The sequence below is a fragment of the Kitasatospora sp. NPDC001547 genome, assembly GCF_042894165.1.
Classification (GTDB): Bacteria; Actinomycetota; Actinomycetes; order Streptomycetales; family Streptomycetaceae; genus Kitasatospora.
In genome coordinates this window covers 10,843-32,932 of the sequence record NZ_JBIAVL010000015.1, presented here as the reverse complement: position 1 = coordinate 32,932, position 22,090 = coordinate 10,843, and the positions used below count along the sequence as shown (strand labels likewise).

19 protein-coding genes and 1 tRNA gene are annotated in these 22,090 nt (G+C 73.9%); 10 read left to right on the top strand and 10 right to left on the bottom strand.

Features of this window, described 5'->3' with window-relative positions; all coding sequences use genetic code 11:
* Window positions 1–33 precede the first annotated feature (33 nt).
* The 5 genes from ACFY0X_RS25470 to ACFY0X_RS25450 form a co-directional block, all read right to left on the bottom strand.
* On the bottom strand, window positions 34–726 hold the full coding sequence (locus tag ACFY0X_RS25470) for a hypothetical protein (RefSeq protein ID WP_387757834.1): 693 nt from the start codon (window positions 724–726) through the stop codon (window positions 34–36).
* A gap of 29 nt (window positions 727–755) precedes the next feature.
* Entirely contained in the window at window positions 756–1,199 is a 444-nt protein-coding gene (locus ACFY0X_RS25465; protein WP_387757833.1) for an acyl-CoA thioesterase, read from the bottom strand.
* Window positions 1,200–1,326: 127 nt separating this feature from the next.
* Complete coding sequence (gene ettA / locus ACFY0X_RS25460) at window positions 1,327–2,991, bottom strand: energy-dependent translational throttle protein EttA (protein ID WP_387757831.1); 1,665 nt, start codon at window positions 2,989–2,991, stop codon at window positions 1,327–1,329.
* 265 nt (window positions 2,992–3,256) lie between these two features.
* Window positions 3,257–4,690, bottom strand: coding sequence for a Cys-Gln thioester bond-forming surface protein (locus tag ACFY0X_RS25455; protein ID WP_387757829.1), 1,434 nt, complete (start codon window positions 4,688–4,690; stop codon window positions 3,257–3,259).
* 354 nt (window positions 4,691–5,044) lie between these two features.
* Window positions 5,045–5,653 carry a single-stranded DNA-binding protein gene (locus tag ACFY0X_RS25450; protein ID WP_387757827.1) on the bottom strand — a complete coding sequence of 203 codons (609 nt, stop codon included), beginning with the start codon at window positions 5,651–5,653 and terminating at the stop codon, window positions 5,045–5,047.
* A 676-nt stretch (window positions 5,654–6,329) separates the two neighbouring features.
* On the opposite strand from ACFY0X_RS25450, the gene ACFY0X_RS25445 reads away from it, so the two are divergent.
* A tRNA-Arg gene (locus ACFY0X_RS25445) sits at window positions 6,330–6,405 on the top strand.
* A gap of 291 nt (window positions 6,406–6,696) precedes the next feature.
* On the opposite strand, the gene ACFY0X_RS25440 is transcribed toward ACFY0X_RS25445, so the two are convergent.
* Complete coding sequence (locus tag ACFY0X_RS25440) at window positions 6,697–7,305, bottom strand: TetR/AcrR family transcriptional regulator (protein ID WP_387757825.1); 609 nt, start codon at window positions 7,303–7,305, stop codon at window positions 6,697–6,699.
* A gap of 75 nt (window positions 7,306–7,380) precedes the next feature.
* On the opposite strand from ACFY0X_RS25440, the gene ACFY0X_RS25435 reads away from it, so the two are divergent.
* Window positions 7,381–7,929: a GNAT family N-acetyltransferase gene (locus ACFY0X_RS25435; protein WP_387757824.1), complete on the top strand. Its 549-nt coding sequence runs from the start codon at window positions 7,381–7,383 to the stop codon at window positions 7,927–7,929.
* Window positions 7,930–8,015: 86 nt separating this feature from the next.
* Here the strand turns inward: ACFY0X_RS25435 and ACFY0X_RS25430 are convergent, their stop codons facing one another.
* Window positions 8,016–9,518: an MFS transporter gene (locus ACFY0X_RS25430; protein ID WP_387757821.1), complete on the bottom strand. Its 1,503-nt coding sequence runs from the start codon at window positions 9,516–9,518 to the stop codon at window positions 8,016–8,018.
* 170 nt (window positions 9,519–9,688) lie between these two features.
* Here ACFY0X_RS25430 and ACFY0X_RS25425 point away from each other — a divergent pair, with 170 nt between their 5' ends.
* The 3 genes from ACFY0X_RS25425 (at window position 9,689) to ACFY0X_RS25415 (ending at window position 11,938) form a co-directional block, all read left to right on the top strand.
* The gene (locus ACFY0X_RS25425; RefSeq protein WP_387757819.1) at window positions 9,689–10,378 is read left to right on the top strand and encodes a TetR family transcriptional regulator; all 690 of its coding nucleotides are present in this window, start codon (window positions 9,689–9,691) and stop codon (window positions 10,376–10,378) included.
* Window positions 10,379–10,413: 35 nt separating this feature from the next.
* Window positions 10,414–11,223, top strand: coding sequence for an enoyl-CoA hydratase/isomerase family protein (locus ACFY0X_RS25420; RefSeq protein WP_387757817.1), 810 nt, complete (start codon window positions 10,414–10,416; stop codon window positions 11,221–11,223).
* Between the two features lie 106 nt (window positions 11,224–11,329).
* Entirely contained in the window at window positions 11,330–11,938 is a 609-nt protein-coding gene (locus ACFY0X_RS25415; RefSeq protein WP_387757815.1) for a phosphatase PAP2 family protein, read from the top strand.
* A 3-nt stretch (window positions 11,939–11,941) separates the two neighbouring features.
* Here ACFY0X_RS25415 and ACFY0X_RS25410 read toward each other — a convergent pair whose 3' ends face one another.
* Window positions 11,942–13,168 carry an acyl-CoA dehydrogenase family protein gene (locus tag ACFY0X_RS25410; RefSeq protein ID WP_387757813.1) on the bottom strand — a complete coding sequence of 409 codons (1,227 nt, stop codon included), beginning with the start codon at window positions 13,166–13,168 and terminating at the stop codon, window positions 11,942–11,944.
* A 145-nt stretch (window positions 13,169–13,313) separates the two neighbouring features.
* Here ACFY0X_RS25410 and ACFY0X_RS25405 point away from each other — a divergent pair, with 145 nt between their 5' ends.
* Together ACFY0X_RS25405 and ACFY0X_RS25400 are read left to right on the top strand one after the other, a co-directional pair.
* Window positions 13,314–13,937 carry a TetR family transcriptional regulator gene (locus tag ACFY0X_RS25405; protein WP_387757812.1) on the top strand — a complete coding sequence of 208 codons (624 nt, stop codon included), beginning with the start codon at window positions 13,314–13,316 and terminating at the stop codon, window positions 13,935–13,937.
* A gap of 154 nt (window positions 13,938–14,091) precedes the next feature.
* Entirely contained in the window at window positions 14,092–15,558 is a 1,467-nt protein-coding gene (locus ACFY0X_RS25400) for a cellulase family glycosylhydrolase (RefSeq protein WP_387757811.1), read from the top strand.
* A 63-nt stretch (window positions 15,559–15,621) separates the two neighbouring features.
* Here the strand turns inward: ACFY0X_RS25400 and ACFY0X_RS25395 are convergent, their stop codons facing one another.
* A complete protein-coding gene (locus ACFY0X_RS25395; RefSeq protein WP_387757809.1) occupies window positions 15,622–17,646 on the bottom strand; it encodes a M3 family metallopeptidase in 2,025 nt (674 codons plus the stop codon).
* 228 nt (window positions 17,647–17,874) lie between these two features.
* On the opposite strand from ACFY0X_RS25395, the gene ACFY0X_RS25390 reads away from it, so the two are divergent.
* Complete coding sequence (locus tag ACFY0X_RS25390; RefSeq protein WP_387757808.1) at window positions 17,875–19,587, top strand: bifunctional 3'-5' exonuclease/DNA polymerase; 1,713 nt, start codon at window positions 17,875–17,877, stop codon at window positions 19,585–19,587.
* Between the two features lie 15 nt (window positions 19,588–19,602).
* Here the strand turns inward: ACFY0X_RS25390 and dhaM are convergent, their stop codons facing one another.
* Complete coding sequence (gene dhaM, locus ACFY0X_RS25385) at window positions 19,603–19,995, bottom strand: dihydroxyacetone kinase phosphoryl donor subunit DhaM (protein ID WP_387757806.1); 393 nt, start codon at window positions 19,993–19,995, stop codon at window positions 19,603–19,605.
* A 137-nt stretch (window positions 19,996–20,132) separates the two neighbouring features.
* On the opposite strand from dhaM, the gene dhaK reads away from it, so the two are divergent.
* A complete protein-coding gene (gene dhaK / locus ACFY0X_RS25380; protein ID WP_387757805.1) occupies window positions 20,133–21,128 on the top strand; it encodes a dihydroxyacetone kinase subunit DhaK in 996 nt (331 codons plus the stop codon).
* Window positions 21,129–21,140: 12 nt separating this feature from the next.
* On the top strand, window positions 21,141–21,767 hold the full coding sequence (dhaL, locus tag ACFY0X_RS25375; protein ID WP_387757803.1) for a dihydroxyacetone kinase subunit DhaL: 627 nt from the start codon (window positions 21,141–21,143) through the stop codon (window positions 21,765–21,767).
* Window positions 21,768–22,090 lie beyond the last annotated feature (323 nt).

Sequence of the window (22,090 nt, the reverse complement as noted above, 5' to 3'; positions counted from 1 at the left end):
ACCCCGGGACGAACCCAAGCCGGGCCCCCGGGGTCACCGGACCGGGCTGAGCCCCAGCCCCGCGCCCGGCGCGGCCGTGGTGCGCACCGCCACCGAGCCCGCCGGGGCGCTCAACCGCAGCCAGCCGCCCGCCCGGTGCACGGTCAGCGGGGCGCCGGGCTTCAGGAAGCCGATCACGTACGCGGCGTGCGGCGCCCGCAGCGGCAGCTCGGGCAGCACGGTGACCGGGCGGGACCAGATCTCGTCGGCCAGCGCGTCCAGCACCGCGCGGGTCCGGTGGTGCGCCGGGACGGCCTCGCTGCGCTCGCGGAACTCCCGCACCCCGGCCATGAGTTCGGGGTACACCTCGGCCACCGGCGGGGCGCCGACCGGCCGCCAGCCGGTGCGCGGCGGCAGCAGCCCGGCCCAGGCCGGGCCGGTCACCGGCGCGGGCAGCGCGACGGCGCCCGCCTCGGCGTCCACGCCGTCCAGCAGCTGACCCGCCGAGACGGTCAGGTCCACCGGCTCGTCCAGTCCGTCCAACCGCACGGTACGGATCGCCAGCGCGCCCGAACCGCCCAGCGGCAGCCGCCCGAAGACCGCCAGCACGCCGTCCCCCTCGCCCGGGCCCACCGCCTGGAGCCGGACGGCCGCCGCCCGGTCGAAGCGCAGCAGGCGCAGCAGGAAGGCGGAGAGGTCGGCGGCCTCCCCGGTGTCGGTCAGGGCGAGACGGGCGGTGATGGTCACAGCGGTTCAGTCCGAATCGTCAGGTGGGGTCAGACGGTGGCGACTACCGGCTCTTCGTCCATGAAGCGGCCGAGGAACTCCCGCTCCACCGGCGAGATCCGGCGCGGCCGGCCCTCGGCCAGGTCGTAGGGGACGACCACGGTGGACGCCCGGACGTACACGATGTCCTCACCGTCCTCGGCGACATCCTTGATCTCGTACGAGACGGTCAGCGAGGCGCCGCCGATCTTCGTCACCCAGGTCTCGATGGTGACCGGCTCGGGCCGGTGCACCAGCGGGCGCTTGTAGTCGATCTCGTGGCGGGCCACCACCGAGCCGCCCGCGAACTCCCCGGCACCGGCCGCGGCGGCCTGGGTGAACATGAAGTCGATCCGGGCCTCCTCCAGGTAGCGCAGGAAGACCACGTTGTTGACGTGCCCGAAGGCGTCCATGTCGGACCAGCGCAGCGGGCAGGCGTAGATGTGGCGAGCCACGGGAGTTCTCCTCGGTGTCCGGTCGCCCGCCGCCGCGCACCGCCGGTGCGGCGGACGGCGGCGACGGGCCGCGGCCCGGCAGGCCGCCCCGCAGGGCGGTCCGCCGGGCCGTCGTGACGGCTGGGTGTCAGCCTCGGGTCAGCTTCTTGTAGGTGGCCCGGTGCGGACGGGCGGCGTCGGCGCCGAGCCGCTCGATCTTGTTCTTCTCGTACGACTCGAAGTTGCCCTCGAACCAGAACCACTTGCTCTCGCCCTCGTAGGCGAGGATGTGGGTGGCCACCCGGTCCAGGAACCAGCGGTCGTGGGAGATGACCACGGCGCAGCCGGGGAACTCCAGCAGGGCGTTCTCCAGCGAGGAGAGCGTCTCGACGTCGAGGTCGTTGGTGGGCTCGTCGAGGAGCAGCAGGTTGCCGCCCTGCTTGAGGGTGAGCGCCAGGTTCAGGCGGTTGCGCTCACCGCCGGAGAGCACGCCGGCCGGCTTCTGCTGGTCCGGGCCCTTGAAGCCGAAGGCCGACACGTAGGCGCGGGACGGCATCTCGACCTGGCCGACGTTGATCCAGTCCAGGCCGTCGGAGACGACCTCCCAGAGGGTCTTCTTCGGGTCGATGTTGGCGCGGCTCTGGTCGACGTAGCTGATCTTGACCGTCTCGCCGACCTTGACCGTGCCGCTGTCCGGGGTCTCCAGGTCCTGGAGCATCTTGAACAGGGTGGTCTTGCCGGCGCCGTTCGGGCCGATGACGCCGACGATGCCGTTGCGCGGCAGGGTGAAGCTCAGGTCGTCGATCAGGACCTTCTCACCGAAGGCCTTGTTGAGGTTCTCGACCTCGATGACGACGCTGCCCAGGCGCGGGCCCGGCGGGATCTGGATCTCCTCGAAGTCCAGCTTCCGCATCTTGTCCGCCTCGGCCGCCATCTCCTCGTAGCGGGCCAGACGGGCCTTGGACTTCGCCTGGCGGCCCTTGGCGTTGGAGCGGACCCACTCCAGCTCCTCCTTGAGCCGCTTGGCGCGCTTGGCGTCCTTCTGGCCCTCGACCTTGAGACGCGACTGCTTGGTCTCCAGGTAGGTGGAGTAGTTGCCCTCGTACGGGTAGGCGCGGCCGCGGTCGAGCTCCAGGATCCACTCGGCGACGTTGTCCAGGAAGTACCGGTCGTGGGTGACGGCCACGACGGTGCCCTTGTACTTCTCCAGGTGCTGCTCCAGCCAGTTCACCGACTCGGCGTCCAGGTGGTTGGTGGGCTCGTCGAGCAGCAGCAGGTCGGGGGCCTCCAGCAGCAGCTTGCAGAGCGCGACGCGGCGCTTCTCGCCACCGGAGAGCTTGGTGACCGGCCAGTCGCCGGGCGGGCAGCCCAGGGCGTCCATGGCCTGCTCCAGCTGGGCGTCCAGGTCCCAGGCCTCGGCGTGGTCCAGGTCCTCCTGGAGCTTGCCCATCTCGTCCAGCAGGGCGTCCGAGTAGTCGGTCGCCATCAGCTCGGCGATCTCGTTGAAGCGGTTGAGCTTCCCCTTGATCTCCTTGACGCCGTCCTCGACGTTCTCCAGGACGGTCTTGGACTCGTCCAGCGGCGGCTCCTGGAGGAGCATGCCGACGGTGAAGCCGGGCGAGAGGAAGGCGTCGCCGTTGGAGGGGTGCTCCAGACCGGCCATCATCTTCAGCACGGTCGACTTACCGGCGCCGTTGGGGCCCACGACGCCGATCTTCGCTCCGGGGAGGAAGCTGAGCGTCACGTCGTCAAGGATGACCTTGTCTCCGTGAGCCTTGCGCACCTTGCGCATCGTGTAGATGTATTCCGCCACGTGAGATCGCTCCGGCGTCGTCGGGAGTATTCGGCTTGCAGCCTTCCATTGTGCCGCACCCGGCCCGGAGCCCCGAATCGCCCAGGTGACCCCGCGGGGGTATCCGGGACGACCCCTGCCCGCCCGGCCCCGTCCCCACCTCCCCGGTGCCGGAAGGGCGACGGCCCGGCTCCCCGCAGCGGGTGCGGGGAGCCGGGCCGTCCAGGCCGCGCTCAGGGCGTCGGGAGGTCACTGCCTCCCGGCCCGGTCGGGCGGTTCAGCCGGTTCAGGCGGTGCTGCGGCCGTGGCGGCCGCGGCGGCGCAGGACGAAGACGGCGGCGCCACCGGCCACGACCAGGCCACCGGCGACGGCGGCGAGGATCGGGGTGGAGTCATTGGCACCGGTCTGGGCCAGGCCACCGGTGCCCGGGGCGGCGCTGGTGGTCGCCGGGGCCGGCTGGCCGGCACCGTTGCTCGGGGTGCTCGACGCGGTCGCGGTCGGGGTGCCGGACGGCTTGCCGGTCGCGGCCGGGGTGGTCGGGGCCGGGGTCGGCGTCACGCCGACCTTGCAGTCCAGGGTGCCCGTGAACTGCTTGGAGAAGCCGTTCGGACCGGACACGGTGATGTCGTAGCGGGTCTTCTCCTCGACCTTGACGACGACGCTCTCGGTCTTGCCCGGCTGGACGGCGACCTGCTGCTTGCCGACCGTGACGGTGGCGGCCTCGTCACCGGTGTTGGTGACGGACACCCGCACACCGCCGGCGGCGCACTCCTCCTTGGCGGTGCTGTCGATCAGCGCGCCCTTGCCCTGCTTCCAGGTGGCCTTGGCGCCGGCCGCGACGTTCACCTTGGTGGAGCTGGCCAGGATCATGGTCTGGCTGTGACGGCCGCGGGAGTCCACGTCGCTCATGAAGACCCGGCCGCCGAGCACGCTGGCCTCGGCGGTGGCGTTGATGGCGGCCTTGCCGTCCGGGGTGCCGGCCGGCACGTCCAGGAACAGCGGGGTGTCCTTGCCGATGGGGCCGGCCAGGCTGCCGTTGACCGGCTTGTTGTCCTTGTCCAGCAGCTTGACCTTGTCCGCGGCGTCGCCGGTGACGGTCAGCTTGACCTCGTTGGCGCTGGAGTTCAGCAGGAACGGGCCGAGCTTGCCGCCCGACTTCCCGGAGACCGAGTCCGGGGAGAGGGTCAGCGAGGGCTTCGGCTCGGCCGCGACGCCCTTGTTGGCGTCGCCGACGAGGTACTCGCGCAGCTTCTTGGCCTTGTCGTTGCGCGGGGTGGCGGTCTTGTTGTCCGAGAACTTCCAGATCGCGGCCTGGGTGCCGGCGGCGGCGTCCGCCTCGCTCAGGTTGTCGACGTGGATGGCCGCGGCCAGGGACGCCAGGCTCGCCTGCGGGTACGAGTTGTCCAGGATCCAGCGGATCTTGGGGGCGTTCGCGTTGCTGTTGAGCGAGCTCGACGCCCAGTCCGCCTCGTGGTACTTGGCGTTGCTGTCCAGGTAGACCGGGTTGTCGAAGTCGATGCAGTACGTCCGGAGCTTCTCGCCGGCGCTCGTCTTGAGGGTGAACAGCCCGCCGTCGACGGTCCTGCCGTCGACGTCGATCTTCTCGCCGAGCATCTCGTTCTGGACTTCCGCGGTCACGCCCGAGCTCGGGGTGCCGGCCGCAGCCGCCGCACCGGCCGCGAACAGGCCACCGCCCAGCGCCAAGCTGGTCGTGAGCATGACAGTGGTTATCCGGGACAGACTCCGCCCCTGCCTCTGGAACATCTGGGATCCCTCCGGGCCGGGCCGCTCCGAGTGGGCGGCCCGCCGACTTGCCGTTCCGCGCATGCCCCCTGTGGCGCTGCTGCGGGTATGAACCAGACGAATCCTATTGAGCCCCGGAGGCCCCGAAACCCCCATGCGAAATCAGGACGATTCCGTATCTGGATCGTTATCAATCCTCCCAACTCCCACACAAGCTGACGGCGGGACAGAAAGTCACGGGTCGGATTCGGTTATCCGGTCGGATTGCACGTGCGGGTACAACCGCCTTCTCGATCAACATATTTGTCGACAGGGAAGGTCGTCGGCCGGTCAGAACGGAGCTTCCACGGCATCACCCCCTCGCTCCTTGCCGTCCGCCTCGCCCGGCTCCCCCGCGCCCGACCGCCCGCCCGGCGGCAGCGCCCGCACCACGGGCGCCGTGACCGCCGCCGGGGGCGCCGGGGAGGGCGCCGCGGAGCCCCTGCGCGCCTCCACGGCGCTGACGATCCACTCCGGCACCACCTCTCCCCCCGCGTCCGCCCCCGCCGGCCCGGCGCCGCCCGGCGGCTGGCCGCGCACCCCGGCCGCCCAACGGAACGCCGTGGTACCACGGGTGAGGTCGTGTCCGACCGATCGGGCGTCGATCTCGGCCCGACTCCGCCGCACCTCGCCCTCCATCCACTCGCGCACCCGCAGCCGGCCGCTCACCAGCACCGGATCGCCCTTGGCGAGCGAACCGATCAGATTGACCGCCAGCGCCCGCCAGGCCGTCACCGTCAGCCACTGCGTCTCGCCGTCCACCCAGCACTCGCGCTGCCGGTCGTACCGCCGCTCGGTGCAGCCGAGCCGGAAGTTGGCCATCGGCACCCCGCCGCTGGTTTCGCCGTAACTCACCTCCGTCGCCACATTGCCGATCACCGTCACGTGCGTCTCGCTCACGGCACACCCTCCGTTCTCACCGGTGCACCGTACGGAATCGACGGTGCGCCTTGAGCGTGCGCTCCGAAGGAAATCCGGGCCACCGAGTTCCGAAATCCTGTGGATAACTCGGGCCTGTGCAACTCTTGTCACTCGCAGGGGTGAATTTCAGCCTTCCATCGCCGCTTCCGCCCTCATTTTTCGCGGCCATGACAACAAACCCGCTGCTCGCCGCCCCTCCGGCGCACCCCCGAACCACCGCCGAACCCGCCCCGGAAGCCGCCGGGAACGCCGCCCGGAACGCGCCCCGACAGCCGTCCGCGCACGTCACCCCACCGGCGCAACCGCGATTACGGCCCCCCACCCGCGCCGTCGGCGACACATTCTCCGTGCCGAATCCATAACGGGTGAGGAGGCAGCCCCGTAACGACTGCACAACGTCCGGCGCGGAACACTCCCAGACCGCTGCACTCACGGCCTTCACCTGCGATTATCGGACCGCTCCACCGAACCGACACACCAACGGCGGTGTCGTCACACCCGGCCGGGGAACCGGTCACCCTTATCCTGTCCCCGACAGGGCGAGGGCCCACCACCCCCACCCCCACCCTCAGGTACGGGGCCGGACAGCGCGCGCCCCGGCGCCCGCCAGCCCGATCCCGGCCACGGTCGCACCCGCCAGGGCGCCGCCCGTCCCGCCCCCATAGCTCAGCGGATAGAGCACCCGCCTTCTAAGCGGTAGGTCGCAGGTTCGAATCCTGCTGGGGGCACCACCCGCAATTCCCGCAGGCCGCCGCACCGACGGACACCTTCCGTGTCCGATGCGGGCCACCCGGTAATCCCGTACACCGACCGCCTCCGCGCGACCGCCGCGCGGACCCGGTGTCCACCCGTGTCATCCCGCGGCGGAAACGGGGCCGAAAACGGGGTCAATCGGAACAAGCGGAATTCCGGCCGGTGCGACCACCGCGACTCGCGCCGCTCCACACCGGTTCACGCCGACCTCGCACCGGCTCGCGCCGACCTCGCACCGGCTCGCGACGGCCCACCCCGACTCTCGCCGGTCAGCCCGCCAGCCCGGCCAGATAGGCGTCCAGCAACTCCGTCTGCCGCCGTGCCGGGAACTCCTCCGGAGCGAACAGCGCCTGCACCACCAGGCCCAGCACGAAGGCCTGCGCCCCCGCCGCCAGCGCGGCCGGGTCGGCCTGCGCCGGGAGCTCCCCCAGCCGCTGGGCCTCCGCGACGTGCGCCGTGAGCGCCGTGCGCGAGCGCGCGTAGCGGCCCGCGTGCGCGGCCGCCAGCTCCGGGTCGGCCAGGGCGTGGTCCCAGGAGCCGACCCAGATCCGGTTGTCGGCCGCGCTCTCGCCGTCCAGCGGCAGCACGTCCAGCAGCGACGCCCGCACCCGGGCCAGCCCGGCCGGCGGCGGGCTGCCGTCGGCGGGAGCGGTGCGCCGGGGCCGGGCCAGCGAGCGCCGGTCCAGCTCCTCCAGGGCGTGGCTGAGCAGCGCCCGCTTGTTCGGGAAGTAGTGCGTCAACATCCCGGTGGACGCGCCCAGTTCGGCGGCCACCGCGCGCAGGGTCAGCCCCTCGAAGCCCCGGGTGGAGAGCACCCGCCACACCCCCTCGGAAACCTCCGAGCGTCGGGCGTCATGGTCTCCACGGGCCGGTGTCATGGGGGCTATCGTACATACCAAACGTTTGTTATGAATGGTCCAGCCAACCTCAGCACCACCCGTGAAAGGCCGCCCGTGTTTGCCGTACCGCTCACCGAGAACGCCGAACTGCGCCCGCTGGAGCCCTGGCAGGCCCCCGAGTTCCTGACCCACCTCGACCGCGCCCGCGCCCACACCGACCCGTGGATCCCCTGGGCCACCTTCTCGGTCGACCTGGACTCCGCCCGCGCCACCCTCCAGCGCTACGCCGACGGCCTGGCCGCCGACCAGAAGCGGATCTACGGCATCTGGCTGGACGGCACGCTGGTCGGCGGCGTGATGTTCGTCAGCTTCGACGCCCGGTCCGGCGTCTGCGAGATCGGCGCCTGGACCGAGCCCGCCGGCGAGGGCCACGGGCTGATCACCCGCGCCGTCAGGCAGCTGCTCGACTACGCCTTCGTCACCCGCGGCATGCACCGCGCCGAGTGGTGGTGCTCCTCCGTCAACGCCCGCAGCCGGGCGGTCGCCGAGCGGCTCGGCATGACCCGCGACGGCGTGCTGCGCGAGTGGTACCCGTACAACGGGGTCCGCTACGACAAGGAGATCTGGGCCATCCTGGCCTCCGAGTGGACCAGCCAGGCCTGAAACCCGTACGGCACGGGGCCCGGTGGACTCCCCGTCCACCGGGCCCCGCAACCGCACCGCGCCTCCGAGCACCGCGCCTCCGGCCGTCAGGCCGCCGGCGCCTCCTGCGCCGTCCGCAGCCGCAGCACGCACAGCAGCGCCAGGACCAGCACCCCGCCCGCCGACAGGAACACCACGTCCACCGCGTCCGTGAAGCTGCGCACCGCGTGCTCGTGCGCCGCGCCGGTCAGCGTGCGGACCGCGCCGAGCGGCCGCCCCGGCTCGCCCGCCTCGAAGGCCCGGGCCAGCACGGTGCCGAAGAGCGCCGCGCCGAGCGCGCTGCCGAGGCTCTGGAAGAACCGGATGCCGGTGGTCGCCACCCCCAGCTGGTGCCGGGGCGCGGCCTCCTGCACCACCGTGATCAACTGGCCGATCAGCTGGCCCAGCCCGCAGCCCAGCAGGGCGAGTTCGGCCAGCACCGCCCACAGCCCGGTGTCCGGTCCGCTGAGGCCGAGCAGCGCGAGGGCGAGCGCCGCGCAGCCGGCGCCGACGGCCAGGGAGGTCCGGGGCGGGTGGCCGCGCCCGGTCAGCCGGTCGACCAGGATCCCGGCCCCGGTCATCCCGGCCGCCAGCGGAACCAGGTAGAGGCTGGCCGCGGTCGGACTGACGCCCCGGGCGACCTGCAGGTAGAGCATCACGTACATGATCGAGCCGATCATGCCCATCCCGACCAGGCCCTGGACCGCGAAGCCCAGCCGCACCGCGCGGATCCGGAACAGCGAGAGCGGCAGCACCGGCTCGGCCGCGGTGGCCTGGCGCCACAGGAAGAGACCGAACGCGGCCAGGGTGGCGGCGGCCAGCCCGAGGATCACCGGGGACGTCCAGCCGTAGTCCTTGCCGCCCCACTCGGTGACCAGCAGCAGCCCGGTCGCGAAGGCCGCCGCGAGGGCCGCGCCGACGAAGTCCAGGCTCCGGCGGCCGGGCACCGACGGGACCTTGACCACCAGGGCGACGCCGACCAGCACCAGCAAGCCGAGCGGCAGGTTGACGTAGAAGATCCAGCGCCAGCTGAGGTGGTCGGTGAGCAACGCGCCGATCAGCGGTCCGACCGCCATGCCGAGGCCCGCGACGATGCCGCCCACCGCCCCGCCCTTGCCGGCGCCGCGCTCCGCCGGGTCCTTGAGCTGGGCGATGACCACCATGGTGACGCTCATCAGCCCGCCGCCGCCGATCCCCTGCACCGCCCGGAAGGCGATCAGCTGGTCCATCGACTGCGCCGCGCCGCAGAGCCCCGAGCCGAGCAGGAAGGTGCCGACGGCTCCGAGCAGCACCCGCTTCGCGCCGTGGACGTCGCAGAGCTTGCCGTACAGCGGCAGCAGCGCGGTGGCGGCCAGGGCGAACGCGCTGACCAGCCAGGGCAGCCGGTCGACGCCGTGGACGGGGTCGAGCTCCCGGACGATCGGCACGGTGGCCGCCGACACGATGTTCATGTCGAGCACCGCCAGCACGATCGTGACCAGGCAGAGCAGCATGCCCACCTTCCGCTGGGCGGGTGTCATCAGCGCGGCGGCGGCGGGGTCGGGCGGTGCGGTTGCGACGGCGGTGGCCATGGTCGAGTCCCCCCAGGGTCCGTGGAGTCAGGGCCGGACCGGTGCGGTCCGGCGGGCACGGCACCACCATGACAGCGTTTTTGGACCGGGTCAATTCTTCATCCAGACCAATCTTTTGGCCGAGCAAATCTTTCTGCCGGGTCAACATTTGAGCCTGGTACAGTCCCCCCATGGCGATGCGACCCGCACAGGACTTCGGCCCCGACGTCGACCTCGACGCGCTCCCGCTGCGCGAGCGCAAGAAGTTCCAGACCGGCATGCGGATCTTCCGCACCGCCATCGCGCTCTTCACCGAGCGCGGCTTCGACCAGGTCTCGGTCGCGGAGATCGCCGCCGCCGCCGAGGTGTCCAAGATGACCGTCTTCAACTACTTCCCCACCAAGGAAGACCTGGTCATGGGCCCGATGGAGCAGCACCTCGACGAGCCGGCCCGGGCGGTGCGCGACCGCGCCCCGGGCACCTCGGCGGTGACGGCGCTGCGCGAGCACTTCCTCGCCGCCCTGGGGCGCTTCGACCCGGCCAGCGGGCTGAACGACGACGGGATGGTGCTGGACGTGGTCCGGCTGATCCACCGCACCCCGGTGCTGACCGCGCGCGCCACCTTCGGCTTCGACCAGCTGGCGCACGCCGCGCTGTCCGCCGAACTGCTCGCCCAGGACCCGGCCCACGACGAGCTGACCGCCCGGGTCGCCACCGCCCAGGTGCTGGCCGTCCGGGTCTCGCTGATCGCCGCCAACCACCGCCGGATGCTCGCCGGCGAGCGCGCCGCCGACGCCCTGCCCGCCGCGCTGGAGGAGGCCCGCCGCGCCTTCACCCTGGTCGAACACGGACTCGGCGACTACTGCACCCGCGCCGCCTGAGAGAGTTGGCGCACCACGACCGACCGGAGGTGCGCATGGACCAGCCGCTGCTCACGCGGGACCGCTCCGCCCTGCCCGCGCGGGCCGAGGGCCTCAACGCGTACGTCGGCGAGGACGGCGTCGCGGTGCTGGAGTTCGCCCGCCCGCACCGCCGCAACGCGGTGACCCTGGCGATCTGGCGGGCGCTGCCCGAGGTGCTGGACCAGTTGGCCGGCCACGAAGGCGTGCGCGTCCTGCTGCTCACCGGCGCCGGCAACACCTTCAGCGCGGGCGCGGACATCGCCGAACTCTCCGAGGTGTACGGCGATCCGGACCGCGCGGAGGCCTACCACAAGACCAACGTCGCCGCCGAGGAGGCGCTGGCCGCCTTCCCGCACCCGACCCTCGCCGTGGTGCACGGCGCCTGCGTCGGCGGCGGCTGCCAACTGGCCGTCGCCTGCGACCTGCGGTTCGTCGCCGAGGACGCCCGGCTCGGGATCACCCCGGCCAAGCTCGGCGTGGTCTACCCGGCGGTGCCGACCGTACGGCTGGCCCGGCTGGTCGGCCCGGCCCGGGCCAAGTACCTGCTGTTCTCCGGCGAGTTGGTGACCGGCCGGGACGCCCTGCCGCTGGGCCTGGCCGAACGCGTCCTGCCGGACGCCGAACTGGACGCCGCCGCCCTCGACTTCGCCCGGCTGCTGACCCGCCGCTCGACCCACACCATCGGCGCGGCCAAGGCCGTGCTGGACGCGCCGGCCGAGCGGGCCGACGAGGCCCTGGCACCCTGGCTGCTCCGCTCCCGCGAGGGCTCGGACGTCCGCGAGGGCCTGGCCGCCTTCCTGGAGGGCCGCCCCGCCCGGTTCTGAGCACCCCCCGGTGCCGGGCGACCCCGGTTCCGGGCATCCGCCCCCCTGCACGAGCGTCCACCCGAAACCCGTCCACCCCTTCACGCCCCCCGGAGCACCCACCCCGATGACCGCCGAGACCGCGGCCGCACCCGCCCCCACCCCCCGGACGACCTGGGCCCGCCGCATCACCGACGGCCTGGAGCCGAAGAACGTGATCATCGCGCTGCTCCCGCTGCTGGGCGGCCTCCGCTACGGCCGGCCGGGCATCGGCTGGGCGCTGTTCGCCGTCGTGTTCGCCGCCGTCGTCCCGACCCTGATCATCCGGTACGGCATGCGCAGGGGCACCGTGGCGGACCGTCACGTCGGCCAGCGGAAGCGCCGGCTGACCGTCCTGCCGCTGATCATGGGCTCGGTGCTGCTCAGCTTCGGGGTGATGATCGGACTGGACGCCCCGGCCGACCTGACCGCACTGGTGCTGGCGATGTTCGCCTCACTGGTGCCGATCCTGGTGATCACCGCTTGGTGGAAGGTCTCCGTGCACACCGCCGTGGCCACCGGCGCGGTGGTCTGCCTCGCCATCGCGCTCGGCCCGCTCTGGCTGCTGCTCCTCCCACTGGTCCCGGTGATCGGGTGGTCCCGGGTGGTGCTGCGGGACCACACCACCGCGCAGACCGTCGTCGGCGCGGTGGTGGGCGCGCTCACCGCCGGGCTCACCTTCTGGCTGGCCCGGTAGCGGTCAGCGGATCGGCATCCCCGAGATCGCCCGGGCGATCACCAGCCGCTGGATCTCGCTGGTCCCCTCGAAGATCGAGTAGATGGCGCTGTCCCGGTGCATCCGCTCCACCGGGTACTCCCGGGTGAAGCCGTTGCCGCCGAGGATCTGCATCGCCTGCGCGGTCACGTACTTGGCCGTCTCCCCCGCGTACAGCTTGGACATCGAGCCCTCGGCCGCGGTGAACGGCTGGTTGTTGACCGCCATCCAGGACGCCCGCCACACCAGCAGCCGGGCCGCGTCGATCCGGGTCCGCATGTCGGCGAGCTGGAAGGCCACGCCCTGGTTGTCGATGATCGGCCGACCGAACTGCTCCCTGGTCCTGGCGTAGTCCAGCGCCACCTCGTACGCGGCCCGGGCGATGCCGATCGCCTGCGCGCCGACGGCCGGGCGGGAGGCCTCGAAGGTGGCCATCGCCGCGTTGCCCCGGCCGCCCGGGCGCTTGACGCCCTCGCGGGCCCGGGCGAGCCGCTCGTCCAGCTTCTCCTTGCCGCCGAGCAGGCAGCTGCCGGGCACCCGGACGCCGTCCAGCACCACCTCGGCGGTGTGCGAGGCGCGGATGCCGTGCTTCTTGAACTTCTGGCCCTGGCTCAGCCCCGGGGTGCCGGGCGGTACGACGAAGGACGCCTGGCCCTTGGCGCCGAGCTCCGGGTCGACGGTGGCGACCACCACGTGGACGGCGGCGATCCCGCCGTTGGTGGCCCAGGTCTTGGTGCCGTCGAGCACCCACTCGTCCTTGGCCCGGTCGTAGACCGCCCGGGTGCGCAGCGCCGAGACGTCGGAGCCGGCGTCGGGCTCGGAGGAGCAGAAGGCGGCCACCTTGACGTCCTCGGGGGTGCCGAACATCTGCGGGGTCCAGGTGCCGATCTGCTCGTCGGTGCCGTTGGCCAGCACCGCGACGGCGGCCAGGGTGGTGCCCACGATGGACAGTCCGATGCCCGCGTCGCCCCAGAAGAGCTCCTCCATGGCGATCGGGATGCCGACGCCGGAGGGGTCGAAGTACTGCTGGGCGTAGAAGTCCAGCGAGTAGATGCCGAGCTTGGCGGCCTCCTGGATGACCGGCCAGGGGGTCTCCTCGCGCTCGTCCCACTCGGCCGCGGCCGGCCGCATCACGTCGGCGGCGAAGCCGTGCAGCCAGTCGCGTACGGCGAGCTGGTCCGCGCCCGGGTCCAGCGAGAACGTGCTGCTCATGATGCTTTCCTCCCAAGACGTGGGCGTCCGACCTGCGGCCGACCGGGGTGTTACCTCGGGTAACATCGTCGGAGTCTGCTACTGATTGGTAACCGGTGTCAACGCCCAGGCAGGCCCCGTCGAACCCGATCCCGAGGAGCAGCGCATGTCCCGAGAGCCCCGCCGCGAGCAGCTGCTCAACGCCGCCGACCGGGTCATCCAGCGCGAGGGGCCGGGCGCCAGCATGAACGCCATCGCCGCCGAGGCCGGCATCACCAAGCCGATCCTCTACCGCCACTTCGGCGACCGGAACGGCCTGATCGGGGCCCTGACCGAGCGCCACACCAGCGGACTGCTGGCCGCCGTCCGGGCCGCCCTCGCCGAACCGCTGGAGCGCCGCGACCGGGTCGAGCACGTGCTGGACACCTACCTCGCCGGGATCGAGGCCCGCCCCCAGGTCTACCGGCTGCTCACCCACCCGGAGCCGGGCGACCCGAGCGGCGCGGGCAACGCGCTCGCCCCCGCGCTCAGGCAGATCGCCGAGGAGATCACCCGGGCCGTGCAGAGCCAGGTCGACCTCGGCGCCGACCGCGAGCTGCTCGCCGAGGCCTGGGGCCGGGGCATCACCGGCATGGTGCTGGCCGCCGGGGACTGGTGGCTGGAGGCCAGGCCCTGCTCGCGCACCCGGATGGTGCAGGCGCTGGCCGACCTCCTCTGGGGCCGGCTGGCCGCCGCCGCGGAGCTCCCGACCGCCGTCCTGCCGCCGGCACCCGAACCGTCCGCCGACTGAGCCGTCCGCCGGCCGAGACGTCGGCCGAACCGGCTGCCCGCCGAACCGCCGACCGACCGCCGGCCGGACCGTTCGCGGACCGAACTCTTGTGCCGCGCACGGGGGTCCGGGCATCATCGGGCCCCACCCCACCCCCCGCCGTGCGAGGTCCCCGATGCGCCTGCGCCGAACCGCCGTCGCCCTGCTGCTCGCCGCCACCGCCACCGCCACCCTCACCGCCGCCCCCGACGCCCCGGCCTCGGACCACGGCGGGCCACCGGACCGCTTCCCCACCGGCACCGTCACCGCCGACGACGGCCGCACCGCCCTCACCGACGCCCAGGGCCGCCGCCTGCGGCTGCGCGGCTTCAACCTCGACAAGTACGCCGAGGCCACCCCGGCCGACCTCGACGCCGTCGCCGCCCAGGGCTTCACCCTGGTCCGGCTGCCGGTCTCCTGGACCAGGCTGGAGCCCGAACGCGGCCGCCTCGACCCCACCGAGCTGCACCGCCTGCAACAGCTCCTCGACCGGGCCGACCGGCTGGGCCTGCTGGTCCTGGTCGACTTCCACCAGGACGTGTACGGGCCGAAGTTCGGCGGCGGCACCAACGGCATCCCCGTCTGGGCCACCCGGGACGACGGGCTGCCGTTCACCCCGGACCCGGACGACTGGTTCGCCGGCTACTTCCAGCCGGCCGTCCAGGCCGCCTTCCAGCACCTCTACGACGATCCGGACCTGCGCGCCTGGCAGGCCGACTTCTACACCCGGCTCGCCCGCGAACTGCGCGGCCACCGCTCCCTGCTGGGCTACGACCTGTTCAACGAGCCGTTCGGCCCGGTGGACGGCGACCCGAGCGACCCGGCCGTGCTGGCCGCCGCCTCCGCCGCCCTGGAGGAGGGCCGGCTCCCCGACATGTACCGCCGCCTGATCGCCGCCGTGCGGCGGGTCGACTCCCGCTCCTGGCTGTTCGTCGAGCCGACCGTGCTGGTCGGCCAGGGCGTGCCCACCCACCTGCCCGGGCTCGCCGACCCGCGCCCCGGCGCGCCCCGGCTCGGCTACGCGCCGCACTTCTACGACACCGCGGTCGAGGGCGGCGCCGACTGGGACCCGGCCGGCGGCTTCGTGGAGCGGTACACCGCCGCGGTCACCGGCTACCCGGCCGCCCACCGCCTGCCCGTGCTGGTCGGCGAGTGGGGCCCGCCGGACTCCCGCACCCCGGGCAACACCGAACTGGTCCGCCGTCAGGTCGCCGCGATGGACGGCTTCGCCGAGGGCTGGACGATGTGGTACTGGTGCCGGGGCGACGGCGGCTACTGCGCGCTCGACCCGGCCGGACGCCCCGCCCCCGGCGACGAGCCCGCCTTCGGCCCGTACCCGGTGGCCGTCGCGGGCACGGAGGTCCGCACCGGCTCCGGCCCCGGCGGCAGCACCGTGCGCTGGCGCGCCGACGGCACCGGCCGCGGCAGCGAACTCCTGCTGCCCCCGGCCGCGTTCCCGCGCGGCGCCCGGGTGGCCGTCTCCCCCGCCGGCGCCCGGGTCGAGGTCGAGCAGCCGACGGGCGGGCGTGCGGGAACCGTACGCGTTCGGCTCCCGCACGCCCGCCCGGGCACCACCGTGACGGTCTCGCTCAGCGCACGATGAGCACGGTGGGCACGCAGGGTGCGCCGGGCCGGTCGCGCGCACCGGGAGAGCCGGGCGCGCCGGTCACAGCAGGCCCCGGCGGGCCAGCAGCGGCCCGGTCTCCGGCGCCCGGCCGACGACCGCGCGGAAGGACTCCAGCGGGTCCTGGCTGAACCCGCGCGCCAGCAGCTCGCGCCGGAACAGCTCGCCGCTCTCCCGCACGCCGAGGCCGTTCTCCTCGAACCACCGCACGGTGTCGGCGTCCAGCACCTCCGACCAGATGTACGCGTAGTACGCCGCGCTGTAGCCGCTGGCGAAGACGTGCTGGAAGTACGCCGTCCGGTAGCGCGGCGGGATCGCCTCCACCGCGATCCCGGCCGCGGCCAGCGCCCGCGCCTCGAACTCCTCGGCGTCCGCGATCCGCTCGCCCCGCGGCACCGTGTGCCACGCCCAGTCCAGCAGCGAGGCCGCCAGGTACTCCACCGTCCGGAAGCCCTGCCCGAAGCCCTCGGCCGCCGTCATCCGCTCGACCAGTCCGGCCGGCAGCGGCTCCCCGGTCGCGTGGTGGCGGGCGTAGTTGGCCAGCACCTCCGGCCGGACCATCCACATCTCGTTGACCTGCGAGGGGAACTCGACGAAGTCCCGGGGCACCGAGGTGCCCGAGAACAGCGGGTAGCGCACGTCCGAGAACAGCCCGTGCAGCGCGTGCCCGAACTCGTGGAAGAGCGTGCGCACCTCGTCCCAGCCCATCAGCGCCGGCTCGCCGGGCGCCGGGCGCGGGATGTTGAGGTTGTTCAGCACCACCGGCCGCTTCCCGGTCAGCCCGGACTGGTCCACCAGCGTGTCCATCCAGGCACCGCCGCGCTTGGACGCCCGGGCGTGGAAGTCGCCGATGAACAGGCCCAGCGGGGTGCCGTCCTCCTCGAACACCTCGAAGACCCGCGCGTCCGGGTGGTGGGCCGTCAGGTCCGGCCGCTCGGTGAAGGTCACCCCGTACGCCAGGTTCGCGGCGAAGAACACGCCGTCCCGCAGCACCCGCTCCAGCTCGAAGTACGGGCGCAGCGCCGCCGCGTCCACCTGGTAGGAGCTCTGCCGGACCTTCTCCGAGTAGTACGCCCAGTCGTGCGCGGCGATCTCCCCGATCCCGTCGGCGGCGGCCTCCCGGGCCAGCTCCTCGGCCTCCCGGCGGGCCATCGCCACGGCCGGGCCGACCAGCCGGGACAGCAGCGCGGAGACCGCCTCGACGGTGCCGGCCGTCTCGTCGGCCACCACGTACGCGGCGTGGCTCGGGTACCCCAGCAGCTCGGCCCGCTCGGCCCGCAGCCCGGCCATCCGGATCGCCAGCGGGCCGTTGACCTCGACGCCCCGGCCGAGCGAGGCGGCCAGCAGCCGCTCGCGCACCGAGCGGTCGGTCAGCTGGGCCAGCTCGGGCTGGGCGGAGGTGTTCCGCACGCTCAGCACGTACTTGCCCGGGTGGCCGAGCACCCGGGCGTTCTCCGCCGCCCCGGCGATCGCGCCCTCGGACAGCCCGGCCAGCTCCTCGGCGGAGTCCAGGACGAGCGCGGCGGCCCGGCTGTCGGCGTTCACGTTCTGCTGGAACGTGGTGCCGAGCGCGGCGAGTTCGGCGTTCAGCTCGCGCAGCCGGGCCTGCTCGGCCGCGCCCAGCCGGGCGCCGGAGCGCACGAAGGCGGTGTAGCGGCGCTCCAGCAGGCGCAGTGACTCCGGGTCCAGGCCGAGCGCGGCGCGGTCCTCGTACAGCGCCTCGATCCGGGCGAACAGCGCGCGGTCCAGGTGGATCGCGTCGTGGTGGGCGGCGAGCAGCGGGCTCACCTTCGCCTCCACCTCGTCCAGCACGTCGGTGGTGTCCGAGGCGGACTGGTTGCGGAACACCGCGTCGACCCGGCGCAGCAGCTCCCCGGAACGCTCCAGGGCGACCAGGGTGTTCTCGAAGGTCGGCAGGCTCCGGTCCGCGGTGATCGCCGCGATCTCGGCCAGCTGCTCGGCCATCCCCCGCTCGTACGCGGGCAGGTAGTGCTCCTCGCGGATCTCGGCGAACGGCGGGAGCTCGTAGACCAGGGGGCTGGCCTGGAAGAACGGGTTCTCGGTCATTCCGCGACCCTACGCCGTGTCCTGCGCCCTGCCCACGTGCTTTTGCAGCCCGGCGCGGGCCCGCCCGCCGGTTCCGTCGCGGCCGCCTGCCGCCCGCCTGCCGCCCGTTGTCGTACCCACCCGTTAACGTCGACCCCGCGGACCCGTCGGTCACGGGCCGCGGCGCGCCCGCCCGCGCCCCGTACCGTACCCGCACGCCCCACCGCGCGCCGGAGAGGAGCAGCCCCCGTGGCACCCAGGACGGCCCTCGCGCCCGACCCGCACGGCCCCGGCGGCCGGCTCCAGCCGCTGGACGACGCGGGCGCCCCGCTCGGCCCGCCGGAGGCGGTGCGGGACCTCGCCGCCGCCGTCGCCGCCCGGGAGGCCGCCGACCGTCCTCGCTGGGTCTGGGCCGCCGCCGACTCCGGGTACGCCCCGCTGCTGCCGCGCCTGCCCGACCGGCTCGCCCGCTGCCACGACCTGCGGCTGGTCGAGGCACTGCTGCTGGCGCACGAGGGCCGGTTCGGCGCGCCGCGTTCGCTCGGCGCCGCCTGGTCCCGGCTGCGCGGCCTGCCCGTCCCGGAGGACCTGCCGGAGCCGGGCCCGGCCGACGCGGACGACGGCCAGGACACCCTGTTCGCCCCCGACCGGCTGCAACTGCCGCCCGGCGCCGACCCGTTGGCCGCCGTGGTCGCCGTCCACGCCGAACAGCAGCGCCGGATCGCCGCCATCGCCGACCCGGGCGCCCGGCAGCGGTTCCGGCTGCTGGTCGCCGCCGAGTCGGCCGGGGCCCTGGTGGCCGCCGAGACGGCGCACGACGGCCTGCCCTGGCGGGCCGACGTCCACGACCGGCTGCTCACCGAGCTGCTCGGCCCCCGCCCGACCGTCCCCGGCACCCAGCCCAGGGTCCTCGCCGAACTCGCCGTCGACCTCCAACAGGCCCTCGGCGCCAAGCCGTTCAACCCCGACTCGCACACCCAGGTGCTGCGCGCCTTCGCCGAGGCGGGCATCCAGCTCGGCTCCACCCGCTCCTGGGAGCTCAAGGGCGTCGACCACCCGGCCGCGCAGCTGCTGGTCCGCTACAAGGAGCTGTCCCGGATCCACGTCGCGCACGGCTGGGCCTGGCAGGACGCCTGGGCCCGCGGCGGCCGGTTCCGGCCCGAGTACGTGGTCGGCGGCGTGGTCTCCGGCCGCTGGGCCAGCCGCGGCGGCGGCGCCCTGCAGATCCCGCGAATCCTGCGCCGCGCCGTGGTCGCCGACCCGGGCTGGCTGCTGGTGGTCGCCGACGCCGCCCAGCTGGAGCCCCGGGTGCTCGCCGCGCTCTCCCAGGACGCCGGGCTGGCCCGCACCGCCGCCGGCGGCGACCTGTACGAGGCGCTCGCCGCCCACGCCTTCCAGGGCGACCGCGACAAGGCCAAGCTCGGCCTGCTCGGCGCCATGTACGGGCAGACCAGCGGCGACATCGGCCCGCTGCTGAACACCCTGCACCGCCGCTACCCGGCCGCGATGGGCTACGTGGAGGCCGCCGCCCGCACCGGCGAGGACGGCGGCGTGGTCGCCTCCCGGCTCGGCCGGGTCTGCCCGCCCGCCTCGGCCGACTTCCTCGACCTCACCGAGGGCGACACCGCGGGCGAGGCCGGCGGCCGCACCGCCCGGGCCCGCGGCCGCTTCACCCGCAACTTCGTCATCCAGGCCAGCGCCGCCGACTGGGCGCTGGCCCTGCTCGCCGCGCTGCGCCGCCGGCTGAACGAACTGCCGGCGGCAGGCCCGGCGGACCGTCCGCACCTGGTGTTCTTCCAGCACGACGAGGTGATCGTGCACACCCCGGCGAACCTCGCCGACGAGGTGGCCGCCGCCGTCGCCGAGGCGGGCGACGAAGCCCGCCGGCTGGTGTTCGGCGACACCCCGGTGCGCTTCCCGCTCAGCACGGCGGTGGTGGACTGCTACGCGGACGCCAAGTGAGCGGACGCCGGACGATCAGAGTTTCCTGAACCCGCGCGCGTCCTCGGCCGCCGCGACCACCTCGGCCAGCCCGGCCCCGGTCGAGGCGGTGACGGCGGCGGCCACCGCGCCCTCCACGAACGGCGCGTCCACCAGCTCCACGCCCGGGCGCGGCTCGTCCTCCAGCACCGTGACGGCGGTGAGCACCGAGCTGCCGAGGTCCGGCAGCACGACCACGCCCGCCCCCGCGTCGGCCCGCGCGATCGCCCCGGCGATCAGCTCGTAGCTGGTGCCGAGCCCGCCGTCCTCGGTGCCGCCCGCGACGACCACCCGCACGCCGTCCGAGGCGAGTTCGCCGAGCAGCTCGCGCAGCCCCTCCGCGAGCCGGGCGCTGTGCGAGACCAGAACAATGCCCACGTTCCCACTCATGCGGCCGACCCTACGGCCGGAACCGACTGCTCCGGGAGAGTGACCGGACCACCGCGTGTCGCACCCCGTGCCCGCCACCCCCGTCTGGCGTAGCGTCGGGTCAGCAGCGTCCGCCGCCGTAGAGGGAGCGAAGAGCGTTGAAGAAGCTGATCAACACCCCGGAGAGCGTCCTGGAGGACGCACTGGCCGGTGTCGCCGCCGCCCATCCGGAGCTGACGGTGGACGTCCCCAACCGGGTGATCACCCGGGCCGTCCGCCCGGCCGCTCCCAAGGTCGCGCTGGTCTCCGGCGGCGGCTCCGGCCACGAGCCGCTGCACGGCGGCTTCGTCGGCCCCGGCATGCTCGACGCCGCCTGCCCCGGCGAGGTGTTCACCTCGCCCGTCCCGGACCAGATGCTGGCCGCCGCCAAGGCCGTGGAGAACGGCGCCGGCGTGGTCTTCGTCGTGAAGAACTACACCGGCGACGTGATGAACTTCGAGCTCGCCGCCGAACTCGCCGCCGAGGAGGGCCTGGAGGTCCGCACCGTCCTGGTCAACGACGACGTCGCGGTCGAGGACTCCACCTGGACGGCCGGACGCCGGGGCACCGGCGCGACGGTGCTGGTCGAGAAGACCGCCGGCGCGCTGGCCGAGCGCGGCGCCCCGCTGGACGAGGTGGCCGCCCTGGGCGAGCGGGTCAACGCCGCCTCCCGCTCCTTCGCCGTCGCGCTCACCGCGGCCACCGTCCCGGCCGCAGGCAAGCCCGGCTTCGACCTGCCCGAGGACGAGATCGAGGTCGGCGTCGGCATCCACGGCGAGCCCGGCCGCCGGCGCGAGAAGCTCCGCCCCGCCCGCGAACTGGCCGCCGAGGTCGTCGAGACCATCCTGACCGACCACCACCTGACCCCGGGCGACGAGGTGATCGCCCTGCTCAACGGCCTCGGCGGGACCCCGCTGCTGGAGCTGTACGTGGTCTACGGCGAGATCGCCGCCCGGCTCGCCGAACGCGGCATCACGGTGGCCCGCAGCCTGGTCGGCAACTACGTCACCAGCCTCGACATGGCGGGCTTCTCGCTGACCCTCACCAAGGCCGACGCCCAGCTGGTGGAACTCTGGGACGCCCCGGTCGACACCCCCGCCCTCAAGCGGGCCTGAGGAGGAACCGCGATGGACTTCGACACCCCGCTGGCCGAGGCCTGGATCCGCGCGATCGCCGCGGCCGTCGAGAAGGAGCACGCCCGGCTCACCGAGCTGGACTCCGCGATCGGCGACGGCGACCACGGCAGCAACCTCCGGCGCGGCTTCGCCGCCGCCGTGGCCGCACTGGACGGCCTCCACCCGGACGGCCCCGGCGCCGTCCTCACCAGGACCGGCACCACGCTCATCTCCAAGGTCGGCGGCGCCTCCGGCCCGCTCTACGGCAAGGCCTTCCGCGCCATCGGCGCCGCCCTCCCCGGCCCGGCCGCCCCCGCCGCCGTCGCCGAGGCCCTGTCCGCCGGACTGGACGCCGTCCGCCTCCTCGGCAAGGCCGAACCCGGCGACAAGACCATCGTGGACGCCTGGACCCCCGCCGTCGCCGCCTTCCGCGCCGCCGCCGCCGGCGGCGCGGACCTCCCCGCAGCGGCCGCAGCGGCCGCCGACGCCGCCGAACAGGGCGCCCGCGACACCACCCCCCTCCAGGCCCGCAAGGGCCGCGCCTCCTACCTCGGCGAACGCAGCACCGGCCACCAGGACCCCGGCGCCACCTCCACCGCCCTCCTCTTCCGCACCCTCGCCGACACCACCACCCCCTGACGCCCCCACCCACCCCCGCGAAAAGGACACCCCCCTCCCCTCCCCTCCGGCGAGAGGGACGCGCTGCGGAAGGGGCGGCGCAGGGGGTGGCCCGGAGAGGGGCGTTGCGGGTGATTTTCAGACTGCCACCGTTGCCCGGCGTCGCACCCACGAGGAGGGCAGTCTGAAAATCATCCAGCCCCCGGAGCGGCCCCCCCCCGTGCCCCCCCCCCCCCCCCCCCCCCCGCCCCCCCCCCCCCCGCGGGGGCCCCCCCCCCCGCTTCCGCTTCCATCCGCGCCGCCGCCCCGTTCCCCGGCTCCGGCCGGCTACCGCTCGCCCGGGT

Bases quoted from the DNA above. Each gene is read 5' to 3' on its own strand.
- ACFY0X_RS25400 (WP_387757811.1), top strand. From the start codon at position 14,092: ATGCGCCTGCGCCGAACCGCCGTCGCCCTGCTGCTCGCCGCCACCGCC.
- ACFY0X_RS25455 (WP_387757829.1), bottom strand. From the start codon at position 4,690: ATGCTCACGACCAGCTTGGCGCTGGGCGGTGGCCTGTTCGCGGCCGGT.
- ACFY0X_RS25410 (WP_387757813.1), bottom strand. From the start codon at position 13,168: ATGAGCAGCACGTTCTCGCTGGACCCGGGCGCGGACCAGCTCGCCGTA.
- ACFY0X_RS25405 (WP_387757812.1), top strand. From the start codon at position 13,314: ATGTCCCGAGAGCCCCGCCGCGAGCAGCTGCTCAACGCCGCCGACCGG.
- ACFY0X_RS25395 (WP_387757809.1), bottom strand. From the start codon at position 17,646: ATGACCGAGAACCCGTTCTTCCAGGCCAGCCCCCTGGTCTACGAGCTC.
- dhaM (WP_387757806.1), bottom strand. From the start codon at position 19,995: ATGAGTGGGAACGTGGGCATTGTTCTGGTCTCGCACAGCGCCCGGCTC.
- ACFY0X_RS25420 (WP_387757817.1), top strand. From the start codon at position 10,414: ATGGACCAGCCGCTGCTCACGCGGGACCGCTCCGCCCTGCCCGCGCGG.
- ACFY0X_RS25430 (WP_387757821.1), bottom strand. From the start codon at position 9,518: ATGGCCACCGCCGTCGCAACCGCACCGCCCGACCCCGCCGCCGCCGCG.
- dhaL (WP_387757803.1), top strand. From the start codon at position 21,141: ATGGACTTCGACACCCCGCTGGCCGAGGCCTGGATCCGCGCGATCGCC.
- ACFY0X_RS25425 (WP_387757819.1), top strand. From the start codon at position 9,689: ATGGCGATGCGACCCGCACAGGACTTCGGCCCCGACGTCGACCTCGAC.
- ACFY0X_RS25415 (WP_387757815.1), top strand. From the start codon at position 11,330: ATGACCGCCGAGACCGCGGCCGCACCCGCCCCCACCCCCCGGACGACC.
- ACFY0X_RS25440 (WP_387757825.1), bottom strand. From the start codon at position 7,305: ATGACACCGGCCCGTGGAGACCATGACGCCCGACGCTCGGAGGTTTCC.